The organism is Micromonospora cynarisoli (genome assembly GCF_030518815.1).
GTDB classification, from domain to species: domain Bacteria; phylum Actinomycetota; class Actinomycetes; order Mycobacteriales; family Micromonosporaceae; genus Micromonospora; species Micromonospora wenchangensis.
On sequence record NZ_CP130426.1, the window covers coordinates 2,027,677 to 2,043,904 of the forward strand.

The 16,228-nt window shown below is 72.8% G+C and carries 11 protein-coding genes; 8 read left to right on the forward strand and 3 right to left on the reverse strand.

What is annotated here, in order from left to right; genetic code table 11:
• The first annotated feature begins 419 nt into the window (after positions 1-419).
• The 5 genes from Q2K16_RS08290 (at position 420) to Q2K16_RS08310 (ending at position 5,739) form a co-directional block, all read left to right on the forward strand.
• Positions 420-1,487 (forward strand): sugar ABC transporter substrate-binding protein, encoded by a 1,068-nt coding sequence (locus tag Q2K16_RS08290; RefSeq protein ID WP_302744529.1) that lies wholly within the window; start codon positions 420-422, stop codon positions 1,485-1,487.
• Positions 1,484-3,013: a sugar ABC transporter ATP-binding protein gene (locus Q2K16_RS08295; RefSeq protein ID WP_302744530.1), complete on the forward strand. Its 1,530-nt coding sequence runs from the start codon at positions 1,484-1,486 to the stop codon at positions 3,011-3,013. Before Q2K16_RS08290 ends, Q2K16_RS08295 begins: the two co-directional genes overlap by 4 nt.
• The gene (locus Q2K16_RS08300) at positions 3,006-4,043 is read left to right on the forward strand and encodes an ABC transporter permease (protein WP_302744531.1); all 1,038 of its coding nucleotides are present in this window, start codon (positions 3,006-3,008) and stop codon (positions 4,041-4,043) included. Before Q2K16_RS08295 ends, Q2K16_RS08300 begins: the two co-directional genes overlap by 8 nt.
• A gap of 71 nt (positions 4,044-4,114) precedes the next feature.
• Complete coding sequence (locus tag Q2K16_RS08305; RefSeq protein ID WP_302744532.1) at positions 4,115-5,440, forward strand: enolase C-terminal domain-like protein; 1,326 nt, start codon at positions 4,115-4,117, stop codon at positions 5,438-5,440.
• Entirely contained in the window at positions 5,437-5,739 is a 303-nt protein-coding gene (locus tag Q2K16_RS08310; RefSeq protein WP_302744533.1) for a hypothetical protein, read from the forward strand. Before Q2K16_RS08305 ends, Q2K16_RS08310 begins: the two co-directional genes overlap by 4 nt.
• Before the next feature lie 11 nt (positions 5,740-5,750).
• Here the strand turns inward: Q2K16_RS08310 and Q2K16_RS08315 are convergent, their stop codons facing one another.
• The gene (locus tag Q2K16_RS08315; protein WP_302744534.1) at positions 5,751-6,446 is read right to left on the reverse strand and encodes a FadR/GntR family transcriptional regulator; all 696 of its coding nucleotides are present in this window, start codon (positions 6,444-6,446) and stop codon (positions 5,751-5,753) included.
• 178 nt (positions 6,447-6,624) lie between these two features.
• On the opposite strand from Q2K16_RS08315, the gene Q2K16_RS08320 reads away from it, so the two are divergent.
• The 3 genes from Q2K16_RS08320 to Q2K16_RS08330 are packed head-to-tail and all read left to right on the forward strand — an operon-like array spanning position 6,625 to position 8,803.
• Positions 6,625-6,942 (forward strand): L-rhamnose mutarotase, encoded by a 318-nt coding sequence (locus Q2K16_RS08320; RefSeq protein WP_302744535.1) that lies wholly within the window; start codon positions 6,625-6,627, stop codon positions 6,940-6,942.
• Positions 6,939-7,964: a zinc-dependent alcohol dehydrogenase gene (locus Q2K16_RS08325; RefSeq protein WP_302744536.1), complete on the forward strand. Its 1,026-nt coding sequence runs from the start codon at positions 6,939-6,941 to the stop codon at positions 7,962-7,964. Before Q2K16_RS08320 ends, Q2K16_RS08325 begins: the two co-directional genes overlap by 4 nt.
• A 38-nt stretch (positions 7,965-8,002) precedes the next feature.
• Complete coding sequence (locus Q2K16_RS08330; RefSeq protein WP_302744537.1) at positions 8,003-8,803, forward strand: hypothetical protein; 801 nt, start codon at positions 8,003-8,005, stop codon at positions 8,801-8,803.
• Positions 8,804-8,876: 73 nt separating this feature from the next.
• Here Q2K16_RS08330 and Q2K16_RS08335 read toward each other — a convergent pair whose 3' ends face one another.
• Positions 8,877-13,163, reverse strand: a complete 4,287-nt coding sequence (locus tag Q2K16_RS08335) for a discoidin domain-containing protein (RefSeq protein WP_302744538.1) — start codon at positions 13,161-13,163, stop codon at positions 8,877-8,879.
• A gap of 98 nt (positions 13,164-13,261) precedes the next feature.
• Positions 13,262-16,153 carry a galactose-binding domain-containing protein gene (locus Q2K16_RS08340; protein WP_302744539.1) on the reverse strand — a complete coding sequence of 964 codons (2,892 nt, stop codon included), beginning with the start codon at positions 16,151-16,153 and terminating at the stop codon, positions 13,262-13,264.
• Positions 16,154-16,228 lie beyond the last annotated feature (75 nt).

The window sequence follows — 16,228 nt, forward strand, 5'->3', positions numbered from 1 at the left end:
CGCTCGATCGGATCGGGAGGGGCCACGGCGGGAACGGGTGCGGGGCCCGCCGTCACCTGCGGCATGACGCCGGGCCGGGGCCGTCCGACCGGGCGCGGCAATTGGTAGGACGTCTGGCACCACGGCACGAGTGCCGCGGCAGCCAACCGACCGCCCCCGTCACTCACAGAAGTCCCCAGCAGAGCATTGACGTTACACAATGGAAACTCTAACGTCTGATGTCTCGACCGTGCATGCCGGCACCACTCCACCTCCCACCCGGGGAGGGCTCTCCGTGTCCCGTCCCCGACCCGGCAGCCGGCGGCGGCCGCAAGGTTCCCGCACGCCCGACCCGCAGTGCGCGATCCGGAGCGAACGGCTGCCGCCCCACGCGACGGCCGTACCCGCCGGAGCACTCCCGCAGAAACGGAGCGAACACGATGAACCACGGACGTCTGGTGAGCGCGGGGCTGACGGTGCTGCTCGGCGCTACGGTCGCCCTCACCGCCGGCTGCGGTGACCGGGACGCCGGGACCGGCACGGGCGGCGGCAAGCCCCTCATCGGGGTCGACTACCCCCGCTCGGACACCGACTTCTGGAACTCCTACATCAGGTACGTGCCGCAGTCCGCCGGGCAGTTGGGGATCGACCTCAAGACCACCAACTCGCAGAACGACATCGCCAACCTCATCTCGAACGCCCAGACCTTCATGAGCCAGGGCGTCACGGGGGTGGTGATGGCCCCGCAGGACACCGCCGCGATCGCCCCGACCCTGGCCCAACTGGAGAGCCGCAAGATCCCGGTGGTCACCATCGACACCCGGCCCGACACCGGCAGGGTGTTCATGGTGGTCCGCGCCGACAACCGGGCGTACGGCACCAAGGCCTGCGAGTTCCTGGGCACCAGGCTCGGCGGCCGGGGCAAGGTCGTCATGCTCCAGGGTGGCCTGGACTCGATCAACGGCCGGGACCGCACCGAGGCGTTCAGCGAGTGCATGGCCAGGGAGTTCCCCGGCATCAGGGTGTTCGGGGAGGCGACCGACTGGAAGGCCGACGTCGCGGCGTCGAAGTTGCAGACCCGCTTCGCCTCCGACCCGGACATCCGGGGCGTCTACATGCAGTCGTCGTTCGCGCTGTCGGGCACCCTGCAGATCCTCAAGCAGCGTGGCCTGCAGGTGCCGCCGACCGACCCGAAGCACGTCTTCGTCGTGTCCAACGACGGCATCCCCGAGGAGCTGAAGAACATCGGCGACGGCCTGATCGACGCCACCGTCAGCCAGCCCGCCGACCTGTACGCCCGCTACGGCCTGGAGTACGCCAAGGCGGCGATCGAGGGAAAGACCTTCCAGCCCGGCCCCACCGACCACGGCAGCACCATCATCCAGGTGCGCGACGGCCTGCTGGAGGACCAACTCCCGGCGCCCCTGGTGACCCTGGACGGCGCACCGATCGCCGGGCAGCCCACGGTGAGGTACGACGACCCGTCGCTGTGGGGCCGGCAGGGATGACCGCCGCCCCGCACCACCCCGGCGACGCCGACCGGCCGGTCGTCGAGGCGGTCGACGTCACCAAACGCTTCGGCTCCACGCTCGCCCTGTCCGGAGCCGGGATCATGGTCCGGCGCGGTGAGACGCACGCCCTGGTGGGCCGCAACGGCGCGGGCAAGTCGACGCTGGTCGGCATCCTGACCGGGTTGCAGGCCGCCGACGGCGGGGCGGTCGCCTTCGACGGCCGTCCGGCACCGCCGCTGGCCGACCGAGACGCCTGGCGGCAGCGGGTGGCCTGCGTCTACCAGAAGTCGACGATCATCCCCACCCTCACCGTGGCGGAGAACCTGTTCCTCAACCGGCACGCCCGCTCCCGCGTCGGCCTGATCCGCTGGTCGAGCCTGCGGCGGGAGGCACAACACCTGCTGGCGCAGTGGTCGGTCGACGTCGACGTCCGGCAGCCGGCCGCGACGCTCTCGGTCGAGCAGCGGCAGTTCGTGGAGATCGCCCGCGCGTTGTCCTTCGGCGCCCGGTTCATCGTCCTCGACGAACCGACCGCCCAGCTCGACGCCGCCGGCATCGACCGGCTGTTCACCCGCATCCGGGACCTGCGGGCGCAGGGGGTGACGTTCCTGTTCATCAGCCACCACCTTCAGGAGATCTACGACCTGTGCGACCGGGTGACGGTCTTCCGCGACGCCCGGCACATCCTCACCGCCCCGGTAGCCGGGTTGAGCCGGCAGGCGCTGGTGGCCGCGATGACCGGGGAGGACGTGAGCATGCCGGAGGCCGACCACCGGCGACCGGCGTCCGACGCGCCGGTGCTGCTGTCGGTGCGGGACCTGGTCACCGCGTCCGGGGCCCGGCTGTCGATGCGGGCCCGGGCGGGCGAGGTGGTCGGCATCGCCGGTGGTGGCGGCAGCGGCAAGGTCGAGGTCGCCGAGGCGGTCGTCGGTCTCGCCCGGCCGGTGGCCGGGTCGGTCACCCTCGCCGGTCGGGTGCTGCGGCCGGGCAGCGTGCCCGACGCCCTCGCCGCCGGAGTGGGGCTGGTGCCGCAGGACCGGCACCGGGAGGGCCTGGTGCCGGCGCTGTCGATCGCGGAGAACGTCACGATGACCGTGCCGCAGCGGGTCGGGCGCCACGGACTCATCTCCCGGACCCGGCGGGACGCCCTGGCCCGGGACACCATCGCCGCGCTGACGATCAAGGCGGCCGGGCCGCAGACGCCGGTGGCCGACCTGTCCGGCGGCAACCAGCAGAAGGTCGTGATGGGCCGGGCGTTGGCCAACGATCCCCGGCTGCTGGTGCTGATCACGCCCACCGCCGGGGTCGACGTGCGGTCCAAGCAGACCCTGCTCGGCGTCGTCGAGGACGTCCGCCGCCGGGGCACCGCCGTGCTGGTGGTCTCCGACGAGTTGGACGACCTGCGCATCTGCGACCGGGTGCTGGTGATGTTCCAGGGCCGGGTGGTCGGCGAGATGGCCCACGGCTGGAGCGACAACGATCTGGTAGCCGCCATGGAAGGGGTGGACCTCCACCATGTCTGACACGCTGTCCACCGGCACGGTGCCGGCGTCGGCTCCCCCGCCGACCCGCCCGTCGTCGCGGCACCTGGCCGTCGCCCGGCTGCGGGACCTGGCGCTGGTGCCGGCGATCGTCGCGGTGGCGATCGTCGGGTGGATCATCAGCCCGGTCTTCCTCAGCACCGACAACGTCCTCAACGTGCTGCAGAGCATGTCGGAGATCGCGATCCTGGTGCTGGCCCAGACCATCGTGCTGATCACCGGCAAGATGGATCTGTCGCTGGAGTCCACCTTCGGGCTCGCCCCGGGCATCGCCGCCTGGCTGGTCGTCGACCCGGAGCTGACCCGGGGGCTGGGGCTCGGCCTGCTCCCGCCCGCCTGGGCGGTGCCGGTGGTGCTGCTGGTCGGGGCGCTGGTCGGGGCGTTCAACGGGCTGCTCATCGTCCGGTTCGGCCTCAACGGCTTCATCGTGACGCTGGGCATGCTGATCATCCTGCGCGGCCTGCTCACCGGCATCTCCGGCGGGCAGACGTTCTTCGCGCTGCCCGGGTCGATGACGTACCTCGGCTCGACGAGCTGGCTTGGGGTGCCGGCCTCGATCTGGGTGTCGCTGCTGCTGTTCGCCGCCGGGATCGTGGTGCTCGGCCACACCCGCGCCGGCCGCGCGTTGTACGCCATCGGCGGCAACGCCGACGCGGCCCGCGCCGCCGGCATCCGCACCGACCGGGTGCTGTGGGTCGCGCTGGTCGTGGCCAGCGTGCTCGCCGCCCTGGCCGGCCTGCTGATCAGCGGCCGGCTGGCGGCGGTGCCGGCGGCCCAGGGCGACGGCGCGATCTTCCAGGTGTTCGCGGCTGCGGTGATCGGCGGGGTCAGCCTCAACGGCGGCCGGGGCAGCGTCTTCGGCGCGTTCACCGGCGTCCTGCTGCTCTTCATGATCATCAACGTGTTGACCCTGGCCGGGGTGCCCGCACAGTGGACGAACTTCCTCAACGGCGCGGTCATCCTCGTCGCCCTGGTGGTCTCCCGCATCACCGGCGGCAAGGCGCAGACCTGACCCGGACCCCCGCGCGCCCCGCCCACGAGGCGGGCCGCCGACGCCCCCGATCCCCTCAACCAGGAGTTCCGTTGACTGAGCGCATCACCGCGGTGGACACGATCGACGTCCGCTTCCCCACCTCCGTGCACCGCGACGGGTCGGACGCGATGAACCCCTTCCCCGACTACTCGGCCGCCTACGTCACCCTGCGGACCTCGGCGGGCGCCGAGGGACACGGGCTGGTCTTCACCGTGGGACGCGGGACCGAGATCCAGGTCGCCGCCGTACGGTCGCTGGCCGCGATGGTCGTCGGCCAACCCGTCGACGAGCTGACCGCCGACCCCGGGGCGCTGGCCCGGCGGCTCGTCGGCGACAGCCAGATCCGCTGGCTCGGCCCGGCCAAGGGGGTCGTGCACATGGCCGCCGGTGGCCTGGTCAACGCGGTGTGGGACCTCGCCGCCCGGCGGGCCGGCAAGCCGCTGTGGAAGCTGCTGGCCGACCTCACCCCGGAACAGCTCGTCGCCCAGGTCGACTTCCGCTACCTGCGCGACGCCCTCACCGAGGACGAGGCGCTGACCCTGTTGCGACAGGCCGCCGACGGCCGGGCCGGGCGGGAGCAGCGGCTGCGCGCCGAGGGCTACCCCGCGTACACCACCACGCCCGGGTGGTTGGGCTACGACGACGAGAAGCTGGCCCGGCTCTGCGCGGAGGCGGTCCGCGACGGCTACCGGCTGATCAAACTCAAGGTCGGCGGCGACCTGGCCGACGACGTACGCCGGATGGGCATCGCCCGGCGGGCCGTCGGGCCGCAGGTCCGCCTCGCGGTCGACGCGAACCAGATCTGGGGTGTGCCGGAGGCGATCGGGTGGATGCGGGAACTGGCCGCGTTCGACCCGTACTGGATCGAGGAGCCGACGTCGCCGGACGACGTCCTCGGGCACGCCGCCGTCCGCAAGGCGCTCAGCCCGATCCGGGTCGCCACCGGCGAGCACGTGCACAACGCGGTCGTGTTCAAGCAACTGCTCCAGGCCGACGCCGTCGACGTGGTGCAGATCGACGCCTGCCGGGTCGCCGGGGTCAACGAGAACCTGGCGATCCTGCTGCTCGCCGCGCGGTTCGGGGTGCCGGTCTGCCCGCACGCCGGCGGGGTGGGGCTGTGCGAACTGGTGCAGCACCTGGCGATGTTCGACTTCGTCGCGGTCAGCGGCAGCACCGAGGACCGGGCCATCGAGTACGTCGACCACCTGCACGACCACTTCGTCGACCCGGTCCGCGTCACCGGCGGTCGCTACCTGGCCCCCACCGCCCCGGGCATGAGCGGGCAGATCCGGCCGGAGTCCCTGGCCGCGTACCGGTTCCCGGACGGCCCGCAGTGGGCCGACGCCGCCGCGACCCCGGGCCCGGCGACGCCGTGATCATCGACGCGCACCACCACCCGTGGCGGCCCGAACACGGGTACACCTGGCTGGACGCGCCCGAACTGGCGGCCGTCCGGCGGCCGTTCACCCCGGCGGACCTGACCGCCGAACTCGCCGCCGCCGACGTGCCCGCCACCGTGGCCCGCCACCGCCGGCTGCGCGGCGGCGGGTACCTGGCCGGGGTGCGCTCCCAGGTGCAGGGCGAGCCGGACCCGGACTACCTGGACCGGCCCGACGTGCGTCGCGGGCCCGCCGCGCTCGCCGCCGGCCCCGCCCACCGGGCAGGGCCGGCGTGAGGCCGGCCGGGTCAGGCGGCCTGCGCCGTGGCGGCCAGCACCGTGCGCAGCCACGCCTCGGAGGTGTTGACGTGCATCAACGCGCTCGCCTGGGCGAGCAGTTGGTCACGCGAGCGCAGCGCGCGGTAGATCGCGTGGTGCTCGTCGATGGTGGTGTGCGCCGCGTTGCCCTCGATCAGCCCGCGCCACACCCGGGCCCGCAGGGTACGGCTGGACAGCCCGTCCAGCAGCGAGGTGAGGGTCTCGTTGCCGGTGGTGGCGACGACGGTGTGGTGGAACGCCGTGTCGAACCGGATCAGCTTCTCGGCGTCGTCGGCCGCCGCCCGCATCTCCTCCAGGATGCCGCCGAGGTCGTCGAGCTGGGCATCGGTCATCCGCAGCGCCGCCAGCCCGGTGGCCATCGGTTCCAGCAGCCGCCGCACCTCCATGACCTCCAGCAGGGTGTCGTCGCGCAGCAGCTCCACCGCGACCCCCAGCCCCTCCAGCAGCAGCCGGGGAGCGAGGCTGGTGACGTACGTCCCGTCGCCACGGCGTACGTCGAGCACCCGGGCCGATTCGAGGACCTTCACCGCCTCCCGGACCCCGCTGCGCGACAGGCCCATCTGCTCGGCGAGTTGCGGCTCGGGGGGCAGCCGGGCGCCCGGCGGCAGCTCGCCGGACTGGACCATGCTCCGGATCTTGGCGATCGCGTCGTCGGTCAGTGCCACCACGTCCCCCTCCGGCCGGCCGGTCGCGCGTCGTCCCGACCGCTGCGGCTGCCGCAGCCGACGGCGACCCCCACCAATATAGAGACATCCGATGTTTTCGCCGACGGCGGTCGACCCACCCCGCCCATCGCCGCCACCATCCGCACCGGAAAGGCGTGACGTGCACCGTTACGGCTGGTTGATCCGGCTCCGACCGGAGCACCGCGAGACCTACCTGCGCCTGCACGCCGCCGTCTGGCCCGACGTCGAACGGACGCTGCGCGCGGCGAACATCCGCAACTACAGCATCTTCCTGCACGGCGACCTGCTCGTCGGCTACTACGAGTACGTCGGCGAGGACCACGACGCCGACCAGCGGCGCATCGCCGCCGACCCCCGGACGCAGCAGTGGTGGACGCTGACCGACCCGTGCCAGGAGTCGGTCGCCGAACCCGGCTCGGGGCACTGGTGGGCGCCGATGCGGGAGGTCTGGCACCTGTCCGAGGAGGAATCGTGAACCATAGCGCGCACTACGTCGGCGACCACACCTTCGTCGTCGAGCGGACCGCCGTCGTACCGCCCGGCCCCGGCGAGGTGCGCATCGACGTCGCGTACACCGGGATCTGCGGCACCGACCTGCACGTGGCGCACGGCGCGATGGACCAGCGGGTCCGGGTGCCGGCGGTGATCGGCCACGAGATGTCCGGACGCATCGCCGAGGTCGGCCCCGGGTTGCGGGGGCACCGGGTGGGCGACCCGGTGACCGTGATGCCGCTGGACTGGTGCGGCGACTGCCCCGCCTGCCGGGCCGGCAACAGCCACATCTGCCACCGGCTCACCTTCGTCGGCATCGACTCCCCCGGTGCGATGCAGCGCTCCTGGACGGTGCCCGCGCGGATCGTGGTGCCGCTGCCGGCAGACCTGCCGCTGACCCACGCCGCGCTGATCGAGCCGACCGCCGTCGCCGTGCACGACGTACGCCGGTCCCGGCTGACCGCCGGGGAACACGCGGTGGTCGTCGGCGCCGGGCCGGTCGGCCTGCTCATCGGGACGGTCGCGCAGGTCACCGGGGCCGAGGTGACGGTGCTGGAACTCGACCCGCGCCGCCGGGCCCTCGCCACCGAACTCGGGCTGCGTACCGTCGACCCGGCGACGGTGGACGTCGCCAGGCACGTGCACGAGACGACAGGCGGGGCCGGGGCGGCCGTGGCCTTCGAGGTGTCCGGGTCCGCCGCCGGGGTCCGCACCGCGACCGACCTGCTCGCCGCACGCGGTCGGCTGGTCGTCGTGGCGATCCACCCCACCCCCCGGGAGGTGGACCTGCACCGCGTCTTCTGGCGCGAACTGGAGCTGATCGGGGTGCGGGTGTACGAGCGGGAGGACTACACCGAGGCCGTCCGGTTGGTGCACGCCGGGCTGGTGCCCGCCGGGCGGCTGATCACCCGGGTCGTGCCGTTGCCCGAGGTGGCCGAGGCGTTCCGGGCGCTCGCCGCCGGTGGCGAGGTGAAGATCCTCGTCGACTGCGGCGTGACCTGGTGAATCCCGGCCAGCCGGGCCGGCCGTGTGATGATCGGCGGGTGCGGGTGGTGCTGGCGACCGACGCGGGGCACCCCGGGCGGGCCAACGAGGATTTCGCCGGGGCGGTGCCGGCCGGCCTGGTGCTGGTCGACGGCGCGGGCGGCGTCCCCGGGGCCGGCGAGGTCTGCCGGCACGGCGTGGCCTGGTACGCCCGCCGGCTCGGCGGCGCGCTGCTGGGCGGGCTGTCGACGGGCGGGAGCCTGCGGGCGGTGCTGGCCGAGGGCATCGGGCAGGTCACCGACGCGCACCGGGACACCTGCGACGTCACCCACCCGAGCAGCCCGTACGCGGCCGTGGCGGTGCTGCGGTGCGCCGGCGGGCTGGTCGAGCACCTGGTCCTCGGGGACGCGGTGGCGGTCGTCGGCCGGGTGGCCGGCGGGCCGCTCGTCGCCCACGACCCCCGCGAGGTGGTGATCGCGAGGTCCGTCGAGCGGCGGCTGGTGGGTGTCGCCGGGGGCAGCGCGGAGCACCGGCGGTTGCTGGCCGAGTTGCGGGGGCACCGCAACGCCCCGGGCGGTTTCTGGGTGGCCAAGGACGACCCGGGGGTGGTCGACGAGGCGGTCACCGGCGACTGCGCGGCGGCCGGGGTGACGGTGGCGGCGCTGCTGAGCAACGGGGCGAGCCGGCTCGTGGACACCTTCGGGCTCACCGACTGGGCGGGCCTGCTGCGCCTGCTGGACACCGAGGGGCCGGGCGGGATCATCAGGCGGGTCCGGGAGGCCGAGGCCCGGTCCGGGGTCGCCACCGACGACGCGACGGTGGTCGGGTGGCGCGCGACGGCACCGGCCGCCGGCGACTGAGCCACAGCGGCGCAAAGGATCAGCCGGGCCGGGCGGCCTCCGCGGAGGCCGCCCGGCCCGGCTGATCGGTGGATCAGTTGCGGACGATGGTGAAGGTGCTCGTCGTGTTGCGGACGTCCTGGTGGTTGTCGCTCAGCCGCAGGTTGGTGAACGTCGCCGAGCCGACCGCCGGGCCCTGCCCCGCCTCGGGCATCTCGTTGACCCAGATGCCGAAGCCGGACTTCGCGTCGAACGCGTCACCACTGCGCCGCGCCCCGGAGATCGACACGTCGGTGAGCACCGTGTCGGTGATCGGGTTCTCCGGCTGGCCGCCCGTGTACTTGGTCTGGAACATGATCCCCGAGTACGTCGGGTCGACGATGTCGACGGCGCTGACCCGGATGCCCCGGAACTCCTTGGACGCGGAGAACAACCACATCGCGGGGAACGTCTGCGCGCCCCAGAAGTGCCCGCCGGAGCGGATCAGCGAGACGTTCTCGAACCGGGTGGGTGGGCTCGCCCCGAACCCGACGAACGGGTAGCCGAAGTCCAGCGAGCTGATGGTGATGCCCGAGTACGTCAACTGGTCGGCGAGGTAGAGGTTGCGGAAGGTGTTGTCGTAGCCGCCGTACACGGCGATGCCGGCGGCCCGCCAGGTCAGCGTGGCGGTCAGGTTCTCGAACACGTTGCCGTGGTTGCCGCCGGAGCCGCCGGAGTCGGTGGCGGAGAACAACGCGAACGCGTCGTCGCCGTTGGACCGGCCCTCCGTGTTGGTGACCAGCGCGTTGGTGCTGCCGTTGGTCATGTTCACCCCGTCGGCGAAGGTGTTACGGAAGCGGCTGTCCCGGATGGTCAGCCCGTCCACGCTGACCCCCCAGTACGCGCAGACGGTGTGCTCCACCCAGACGCTGTCCAACGTCAGGTCGTCGACGTCCTTCAGCTCGCCCCACACCTTGCCGGGTCCGTCGATCCGGTTGGTGTAGTTGCCGAAGAACGCCAGGTGGGCGAAGGTCGAGCCGCTGGCCGAGGACTCGACCCGGAAACCGGCGTCGGTGTTCTGCTGGTTCGTCGGCGTCTGGAACCGGGTGTACCACATGCCCGCGCCGACCACCTTCACCGGTTTGCCGTACACCTGGAGCTTCTGCGCGGTCTCGTAGCTGCCGGCGGGCAGGTAGACGCCGACGAACGTGCCGGTGGTGTCCATCCGGACCGCGTCCAGCGCGTTCTGCACGTCGGCGTGGCTGAACCCGGTCGGCACCTTGTAGCGGGTCGGGTCCGGGTTGGCGCGCGGCGACACCAGCTCGGTGTTGACGAAGTCGATCGCGTAGGTGGTGGCGTTCGCCGGGTCCTTCTGGAGCCGGATCCGGCTGCCCGCCGCGACGGTGGAGTTGAGCAGCACGTTCGCCTCGTCGTACAGGTGCCGGGGCGCGCCCGCGCTCGGCGAGTCGCTGGGGGCGGCCTCGGCGCCGTAGAGCCAGATGTGCTTCGAGGTGAGGCTGATCGGCTTGTGCAGCACCCCGTTGACATAGACGTTGAGCGTCGCGTCGATCCCGCCGCCGCCCGGCGCGTCCGGGATGGAGAAGCGGGTGACGAGCGCGTTCGCGGCCGATTTGGTGGTCCACTCGACGTACGCGCCGGTGGTGTCGAGGGTGACCGCGCGCCGGCCGGACGCCTCACCGGCCAGGTCGCCGATGGCGCGGTTCGGGCCGATCACCTGCGCGCCGCCGCCGATCGAGCCGTCCTCGGCCTCGTACGCGTCGTAGCCGAGGTTCGCGCCCCGGCCGACGAACAGCGGCCGGTCGCTGGAGTTGTTCTGCCGCTTCACCGGCAGTTCGTTGGCGTCGTCGGCGAGCACCACCCGCACGGTGTGGCGGCCGTTGGCGGCGGTCCAGGTGCCGAGCGGCACCGGTCCGGCGGTGGCCCCGGCGGCGATCGTGCCGGAGTACGCGCCGGTCAGCGTGCGGACCACGGAACCGGAGTCGTTGAGCACGGTGAGCGTGATGCCGTGCGTGCCGCTCGCCGAGGCGATCGTGCCCTGGTTGCGCAGCGTCACCGCGAAGCTGACCGTGCCGCCGGCGGCCGGCGTGCCCGGCGACCACGTCACGGCCGAGGCCACCAGGTCGGAGCTGGCCACCGGGCTGACCGTCAACGCGGTCGGGTTGGTGTAGGAGTTGTTCGCCTCGTTCTGCTCGATCACCGTGTTCGACTCGTCGACCTTGGCGGTGAGCTGGTAGCTGCCGGCGTCACGCGCGCCGATGGTGGCCGAGGCGGTGGTGGACGCGCCGGCCGCGAGCGCGCCGACGGTGGCGGTGCCCACCTTCGTCGTACCCAGGTAGAGGGTGACGGTGGTGGCGGCGGACGCCGCGCTGCCGGCGTTACGCACGGTGGCGGACAGGGTGATCGCGTCGGTTTCGACGGGCGCGGTGGGCGAGGCGGTCAGGGCGGTGACGGTGAGGTCCGGGTTGGCTGCCGGCACGCCGATGACCTGGAACTCCGCGACCTGGCCGTTGGACGAGCCGGAGTTCGCGGTGAACTGCAACCGGACGTCCGCGGCGGTCGCCGAGACGGGGACGGTCACGGTGTTGCCGGTGTTCGGGTTGAACGAGTACGTCGCGGAGCCGGCCAGGCTGGTGAACCCGGACGCGGACTGCTCCCGCCCGAGCACCTGGAACGTCTGGGTACGCGCACCCCACGCCGGGTCCGGGTTGAGCTTCACCACCACCGCGCTGATGCTGGCGTTCGCGCCCAGCGCCACGGTGAGCGTGCCCGGGTACGCGCCCGGCGCGCCCTCCCAGTAGGTGGTGACGTCGTTGTCGACCGCGTTGGCCGCGGTGAACACGTGGACCACCGACGACGCGGTGGCCGGCTTGCCGACCGCCAGGTTGGTGCCGCCGCCGGTGGTGCCGGTCCGGGTCACCGTGTTGCTGTTGGCCGACACGTTGCCGGCGGCGTCGCGGGCCCGCACCTGGTAGGAGACGGTGGCGCTGTCCGGCTGGCCGTCGGTGTACGTCAGCGTGGAACCGCCGACGGTGGTGCGCAGCGACCCGTTGGCCCACACCTCGTAGCCGGTGACGCCGACGTTGTCGGTGGACGCGGTCCAGGTCAACCGGATCTGGCCGCTCGCCGGCTGGGTCCAGGCGAGGTTGCCGGGCGCGGTCGGCGCGGTGGTGTCACCGGTGTTGCCGGTGCGGGTCACCGTGTTGCTGTTGGCGGACACGTTGCCTGCGGCGTCGCGGGCCCGCACGTAATACGACACGGTGCTGCCGGCGGGCTGGGTGTCGGTGTAGGTCAGCGTGGTGCCGCCGACGCTGGTGCGCAGCACGCCACCCGCGTAGATGTCGTAGCCGGTGACGCCGACGTTGTCGGTGGACGCGGTCCAGGTCAGCCGCACCTGGTCGGTGGCCGGCTCGGTGAACGTCAGGCTGCCGGGCGCGCTGGGGGCCTGGGTGTCGCCGGTCGCCGCGCCGTAGATCTCCAGCTCGGCGAGTTGCCCGGCGGGCCAGGCGCTGTTGGCGGTGAACAGCAGCCGCAGGTAGCGGGTGGACGTGGTGGGCACGGTGACGGTGACCGTGTTGCCGCCGGCCGGGTCGAACGCGTACGACGCGGACGCGACGAGCGTGCCGAACGTGGAGCCGTTGGTGCCGCCCTGCACGGTCAGCGTCTGGTTGCGTGCGCCCCAGCCGGTGGGCAGCCGCAGCACCAGCCGGTTGACGCTGGTGGCGGCGCCCAGGTCGGCCTGGATCCACTGCGGGAACGCGGCGTTCGGGCTCTCCCAGTAGGTGCCCGCGTTGCCGTCGTTGGCGTTGCCGGCGGCGTACACGTCGGAGTGGCCGCTCTCGGTCATCGTCGCGCCGAGCGCCAGGTTGGTCGAGGAGCTGGCCGTGCCGTAGACCTCCAGCTCGGCGAGTTGGGCGGCGGCCCACCCGGTGTTCGCGGTGACGACGACGCGCAGGTAGCGGGCGTTGGTGGCGCTGAAGCCGAGGGTCACCGTGTTGCCGGCGGCCGGACCGAACGAGCGGGCGGCCGACGCGACGACAGTGGTGAAGCCGCTGCCGTCGGCGCTGGCCTGCACGGACAGCGTCTGGGTGCGGGCCTCCCAGGCGGCGGGGAGCTTGAGCACCACCTGGTCGACGGCGCGGCCGGTGCCGAGGTCGACCTGCGCCCACTGGGGCAGCGCGCCGCTGCTCTCCCAGTAGCTGCCCTGGCTGCCGTCGGTGAGGTTGGCGCTGACGTAGGGGCCGTTGACGCTGCTGGCGGTGGCGGTGCGGCCGGCGGCGAGGTTCGGGCCGCCGGCGGCCAGGGCGGGTGGGGCGGGCGCCGCGGTGACGGCCAGGCCGACCGCGGCGAGCACCGCGACGACTCTGGTACGGAATCTGGACATGGTGGACGGACACCTTCTTCCCGGGGGAGGTGGAGAGGCGTTGACGGGGTGCGGGGTGTGGTGCGGCGGGGACCCGGGCGGGTCCCCGCCGCACCGGGTCAGGAGGCGTAGACCTCGAACTCGGAGAGCTGACCGGCCGGCCAGCCGGTGTTGCCGGTGAACGTCAGCCGCACGAAGCGACGGTCACCGGCGGGCAGCGCGATCGACACGCTGTTGCCGGACGTCGGGTCGAACGGGTAGCCGGCCGCCGCCCTGAGGGTGGTGAACGACGAGCCGTCGGTGGAGCCGAGTACGGCCACCGTCTGGGTACGGGTCTGCCAGGCCGCCGACGGCGGCAGCCTGAGCACCACCCGGCCGACCGGTCGGGCGCTGCCCAGGTCGACGGTCACCGACTGGGGGAAGGCGTTGTTGGCGCTCTCCCAGTAGGTGTTCGGGTTGCCGTCGACCGTGTTGCCGACGCCGTAGACGTCGGCGTGGCTGGTCTCCACGACCGGACGGCCGGCGGCCAGGTTGCCGGTCGGCGGCGCGGTGGTCGGGGGCGGCGTGGTGGAGGGTGGCAGGGTCGTGGGTGGCGTCGTGGTAGGCGGCGGGGTGGTGACGCCACCGCCGTACACCTCCAGCTCGGCGAGTTGGGCGGCCGGCCAGCCGGTGTTGCCGGTGACGGTGACCCGGACGTACCGGCGGGCGCCCGACGGCAGCGCGATCGAGACGCTGTTGCCGGCCGCCGGGTCGAACACCCGGCCCGCCGACGCGGCGAGCGTGCCGTAGGAGGAGCCGTCGGTGGAGCCGAGCACGGACAGCGTCTGCGTGCGGCGCTCCCAGCCGGCGGGGAGCTTGAGCACCACCCGGTCGACGGTGCGCGACGCCCCGAGGTCGACGGTCAGCGACTGCGGGAACGCGTTGTTGGCGCTCTCCCAGTAGCTGCCCGCGTTGCCGTCGACCGCGTTGCCGGCCGCGTACGACTGGTTGACGCTGGTGGCGGTCGCCGGCCGGCCCAGGGCCAGGTTCCCGCCGGCCGGCGGGGTGGTCGGGGGTGGGGTGGTCGGCGGGGCCGTGGTCGGGGGCGCGGTGGTCGGCGGGACGCTGGTCGGCGGCGGGCTGGACGGGCCGTTGCCCCACTGCGGCTGGGGCCACGGCCCGCAGTACGGGGTGGGCGTGTACCAGCCGGAGTTGCCGGTGCCCTGGGTGATCTGGAAGCCGCTGCCGACGCAGTTGTGCATCGGGTTGGCCTGGGCGATGTTGGTGGCCCGGACGCCTGTGAAGCTGACCTGGCTGGGGGCCTGCACCTGGAGCGCGTACGTGCCCGCGCCGTCGATCCGGACGTTGCTGAAGCTGATCCCGCTGGTCTGGCCCTCGATCCAGTGCAGCGCCGCGTAGGAGCTGTCCAGGATGTCGGTGTCGGTGACGGTGACGGCCGCGCCCTGGATGGGCTCGTTGAGCGCGGAGAACCAGATCGCGCCCACCCCGAAGTTCCAGTTGTAGTCGGAGTTGCCGTTGCGGATCAGCGTGTTGCGGGCCACGGTGATGGTGCCGGCCACCGCCGTCGGGCCGGTGACCCCGGGATAGCGGTTCGCGACGTGGATGCCGCCGCCGTTGGTCACCGAGTCGGCTGTCACGTTGTCGGCGATGGTGATGTCCCGTCCGCCGTACGTGACCAGGTGGTTGGCCAGGATGGTGACGCCGATGGTGTTGCGGGTGAAGGAGTTGCCGACGTTCGGCACGCTCTGCGCCCACATGGCCAGCGCGTCGTCGCCGGTGTTGCGGACGAACGTGTTGGTCACGGTCGAGTTGGTGACGCCCCAGTGGAAGTTCACCCCGTCGGCGGTCTGGTCGAGGATGCGGCTGTTGCGGATGGTGAAGTTGTCCATCGGGCCGTCCATCCACGCGCCGACCTTGGTGTGCTGCAACCACAGGTTGTCCACCACCGAGTTCGTCATCGCGCCGCCGATGGCGTTGACCTGGTCCTCGTCGACCCGCTCCCGGATGTCACCGATGATGGCGAAGTCCCGCAGCGTGACGTTGCGGCTGGGTCCGCCGGCCTCGTGCGAACGGATCTCCCCGGAGTAGCCGCCGCCGGGCACGTACCTGCCGTAGATGCCGGCGGCGCGTTTGCGGTCGGTGGGGTGCCGGCCGCCGAGCACCGAATACCACGGCCCGGCGCCGCGCAGCGTCACGCCGTCGACCACCACGTGGTCCCAGAGGGTGAACGTGCCGACCGGGATCCACACCGCCCTCCCCTGCGCCCTGCCGGCGTCCACCGCGGCCTGGAACCTCGCCGTCGAGTCGGTGCCGCCGGTGGGGTCCGCGCCGAAGTCGGTCACCACGTCCAGCACGCCTGCGGGCTTGGCGATCGGCGACCCGACCAGCTCGAAGTCGGCCAGGTCGATGGTGAACGTGGGTGACTGGGCGGTCGAGGAGACCTGGAGGCGGATCGTCGTGCCGGCCGGGTAGGTGGTGCCGAACATCGTCCGGGTCTCGTCGTAGAAGTGGTGCGGGTTGGTGTCGCCCGGGTTGTTGTTGAACGGGTAGCCGCCGTAGTACCAGCCGTACCGGGAGGTGACCGGGACGGCCTTGACCAGGGTGCCGTTGGCGCGCAGGTCGATGCTGGCGTCCCGGCCGGTGCCGGCGGCGTTGTCGGGCAGGCTGTAGCGGAAGGTGACCGCGTTCGCCGGGGCGGTGAGGGTGAACTCGACGTACTCGCCGACGGCGTCGAGGGTGACCGCCTCCCGGCCGGACGCCTCGGACGGCAGCGTGCCGTAGCGCCGGTCGGGGCCGATCCTGGTGCCGGTGTGGACGGCCTGTTCCGCCTCCTGCTCGCGGAACGGCACGGTCGCGCCCCGGCCGGCGATGTCGAACGGGGACAGGCCGGCGGCGTGCGCCGGGGTGGCGGTGGAGGTCAACGCCACGACGGTCAGTGTCGAGGCGGCGAGTACGGCGGCGGCCAGGGCCGCGAGCCCGGTGGGGCGTCGGTGGTGCGGGTGCTCGGCCATGCGGGGTGTGCTCCCTTTCGTCGGTGGCCAGGTCCCCCGTGCGGCGGTGCTGTTGTCTCCTTCCCCTTCCTCCCC

What these genes read in the sequence shown, in the direction of transcription:
- Q2K16_RS08335 (WP_302744538.1), bottom strand. Translation starts at nt 13,163, where the DNA reads ATGTCCAGATTCCGTACCAGAGTCGTCGCGGTGCTCGCCGCGGTCGGC.
- Q2K16_RS08290 (WP_302744529.1), top strand. Translation starts at nt 420, where the DNA reads ATGAACCACGGACGTCTGGTGAGCGCGGGGCTGACGGTGCTGCTCGGC.
- Q2K16_RS08300 (WP_302744531.1), top strand. Translation starts at nt 3,006, where the DNA reads ATGTCTGACACGCTGTCCACCGGCACGGTGCCGGCGTCGGCTCCCCCG.
- Q2K16_RS08295 (WP_302744530.1), top strand. Translation starts at nt 1,484, where the DNA reads ATGACCGCCGCCCCGCACCACCCCGGCGACGCCGACCGGCCGGTCGTC.
- Q2K16_RS08340 (WP_302744539.1), bottom strand. Translation starts at nt 16,153, where the DNA reads ATGGCCGAGCACCCGCACCACCGACGCCCCACCGGGCTCGCGGCCCTG.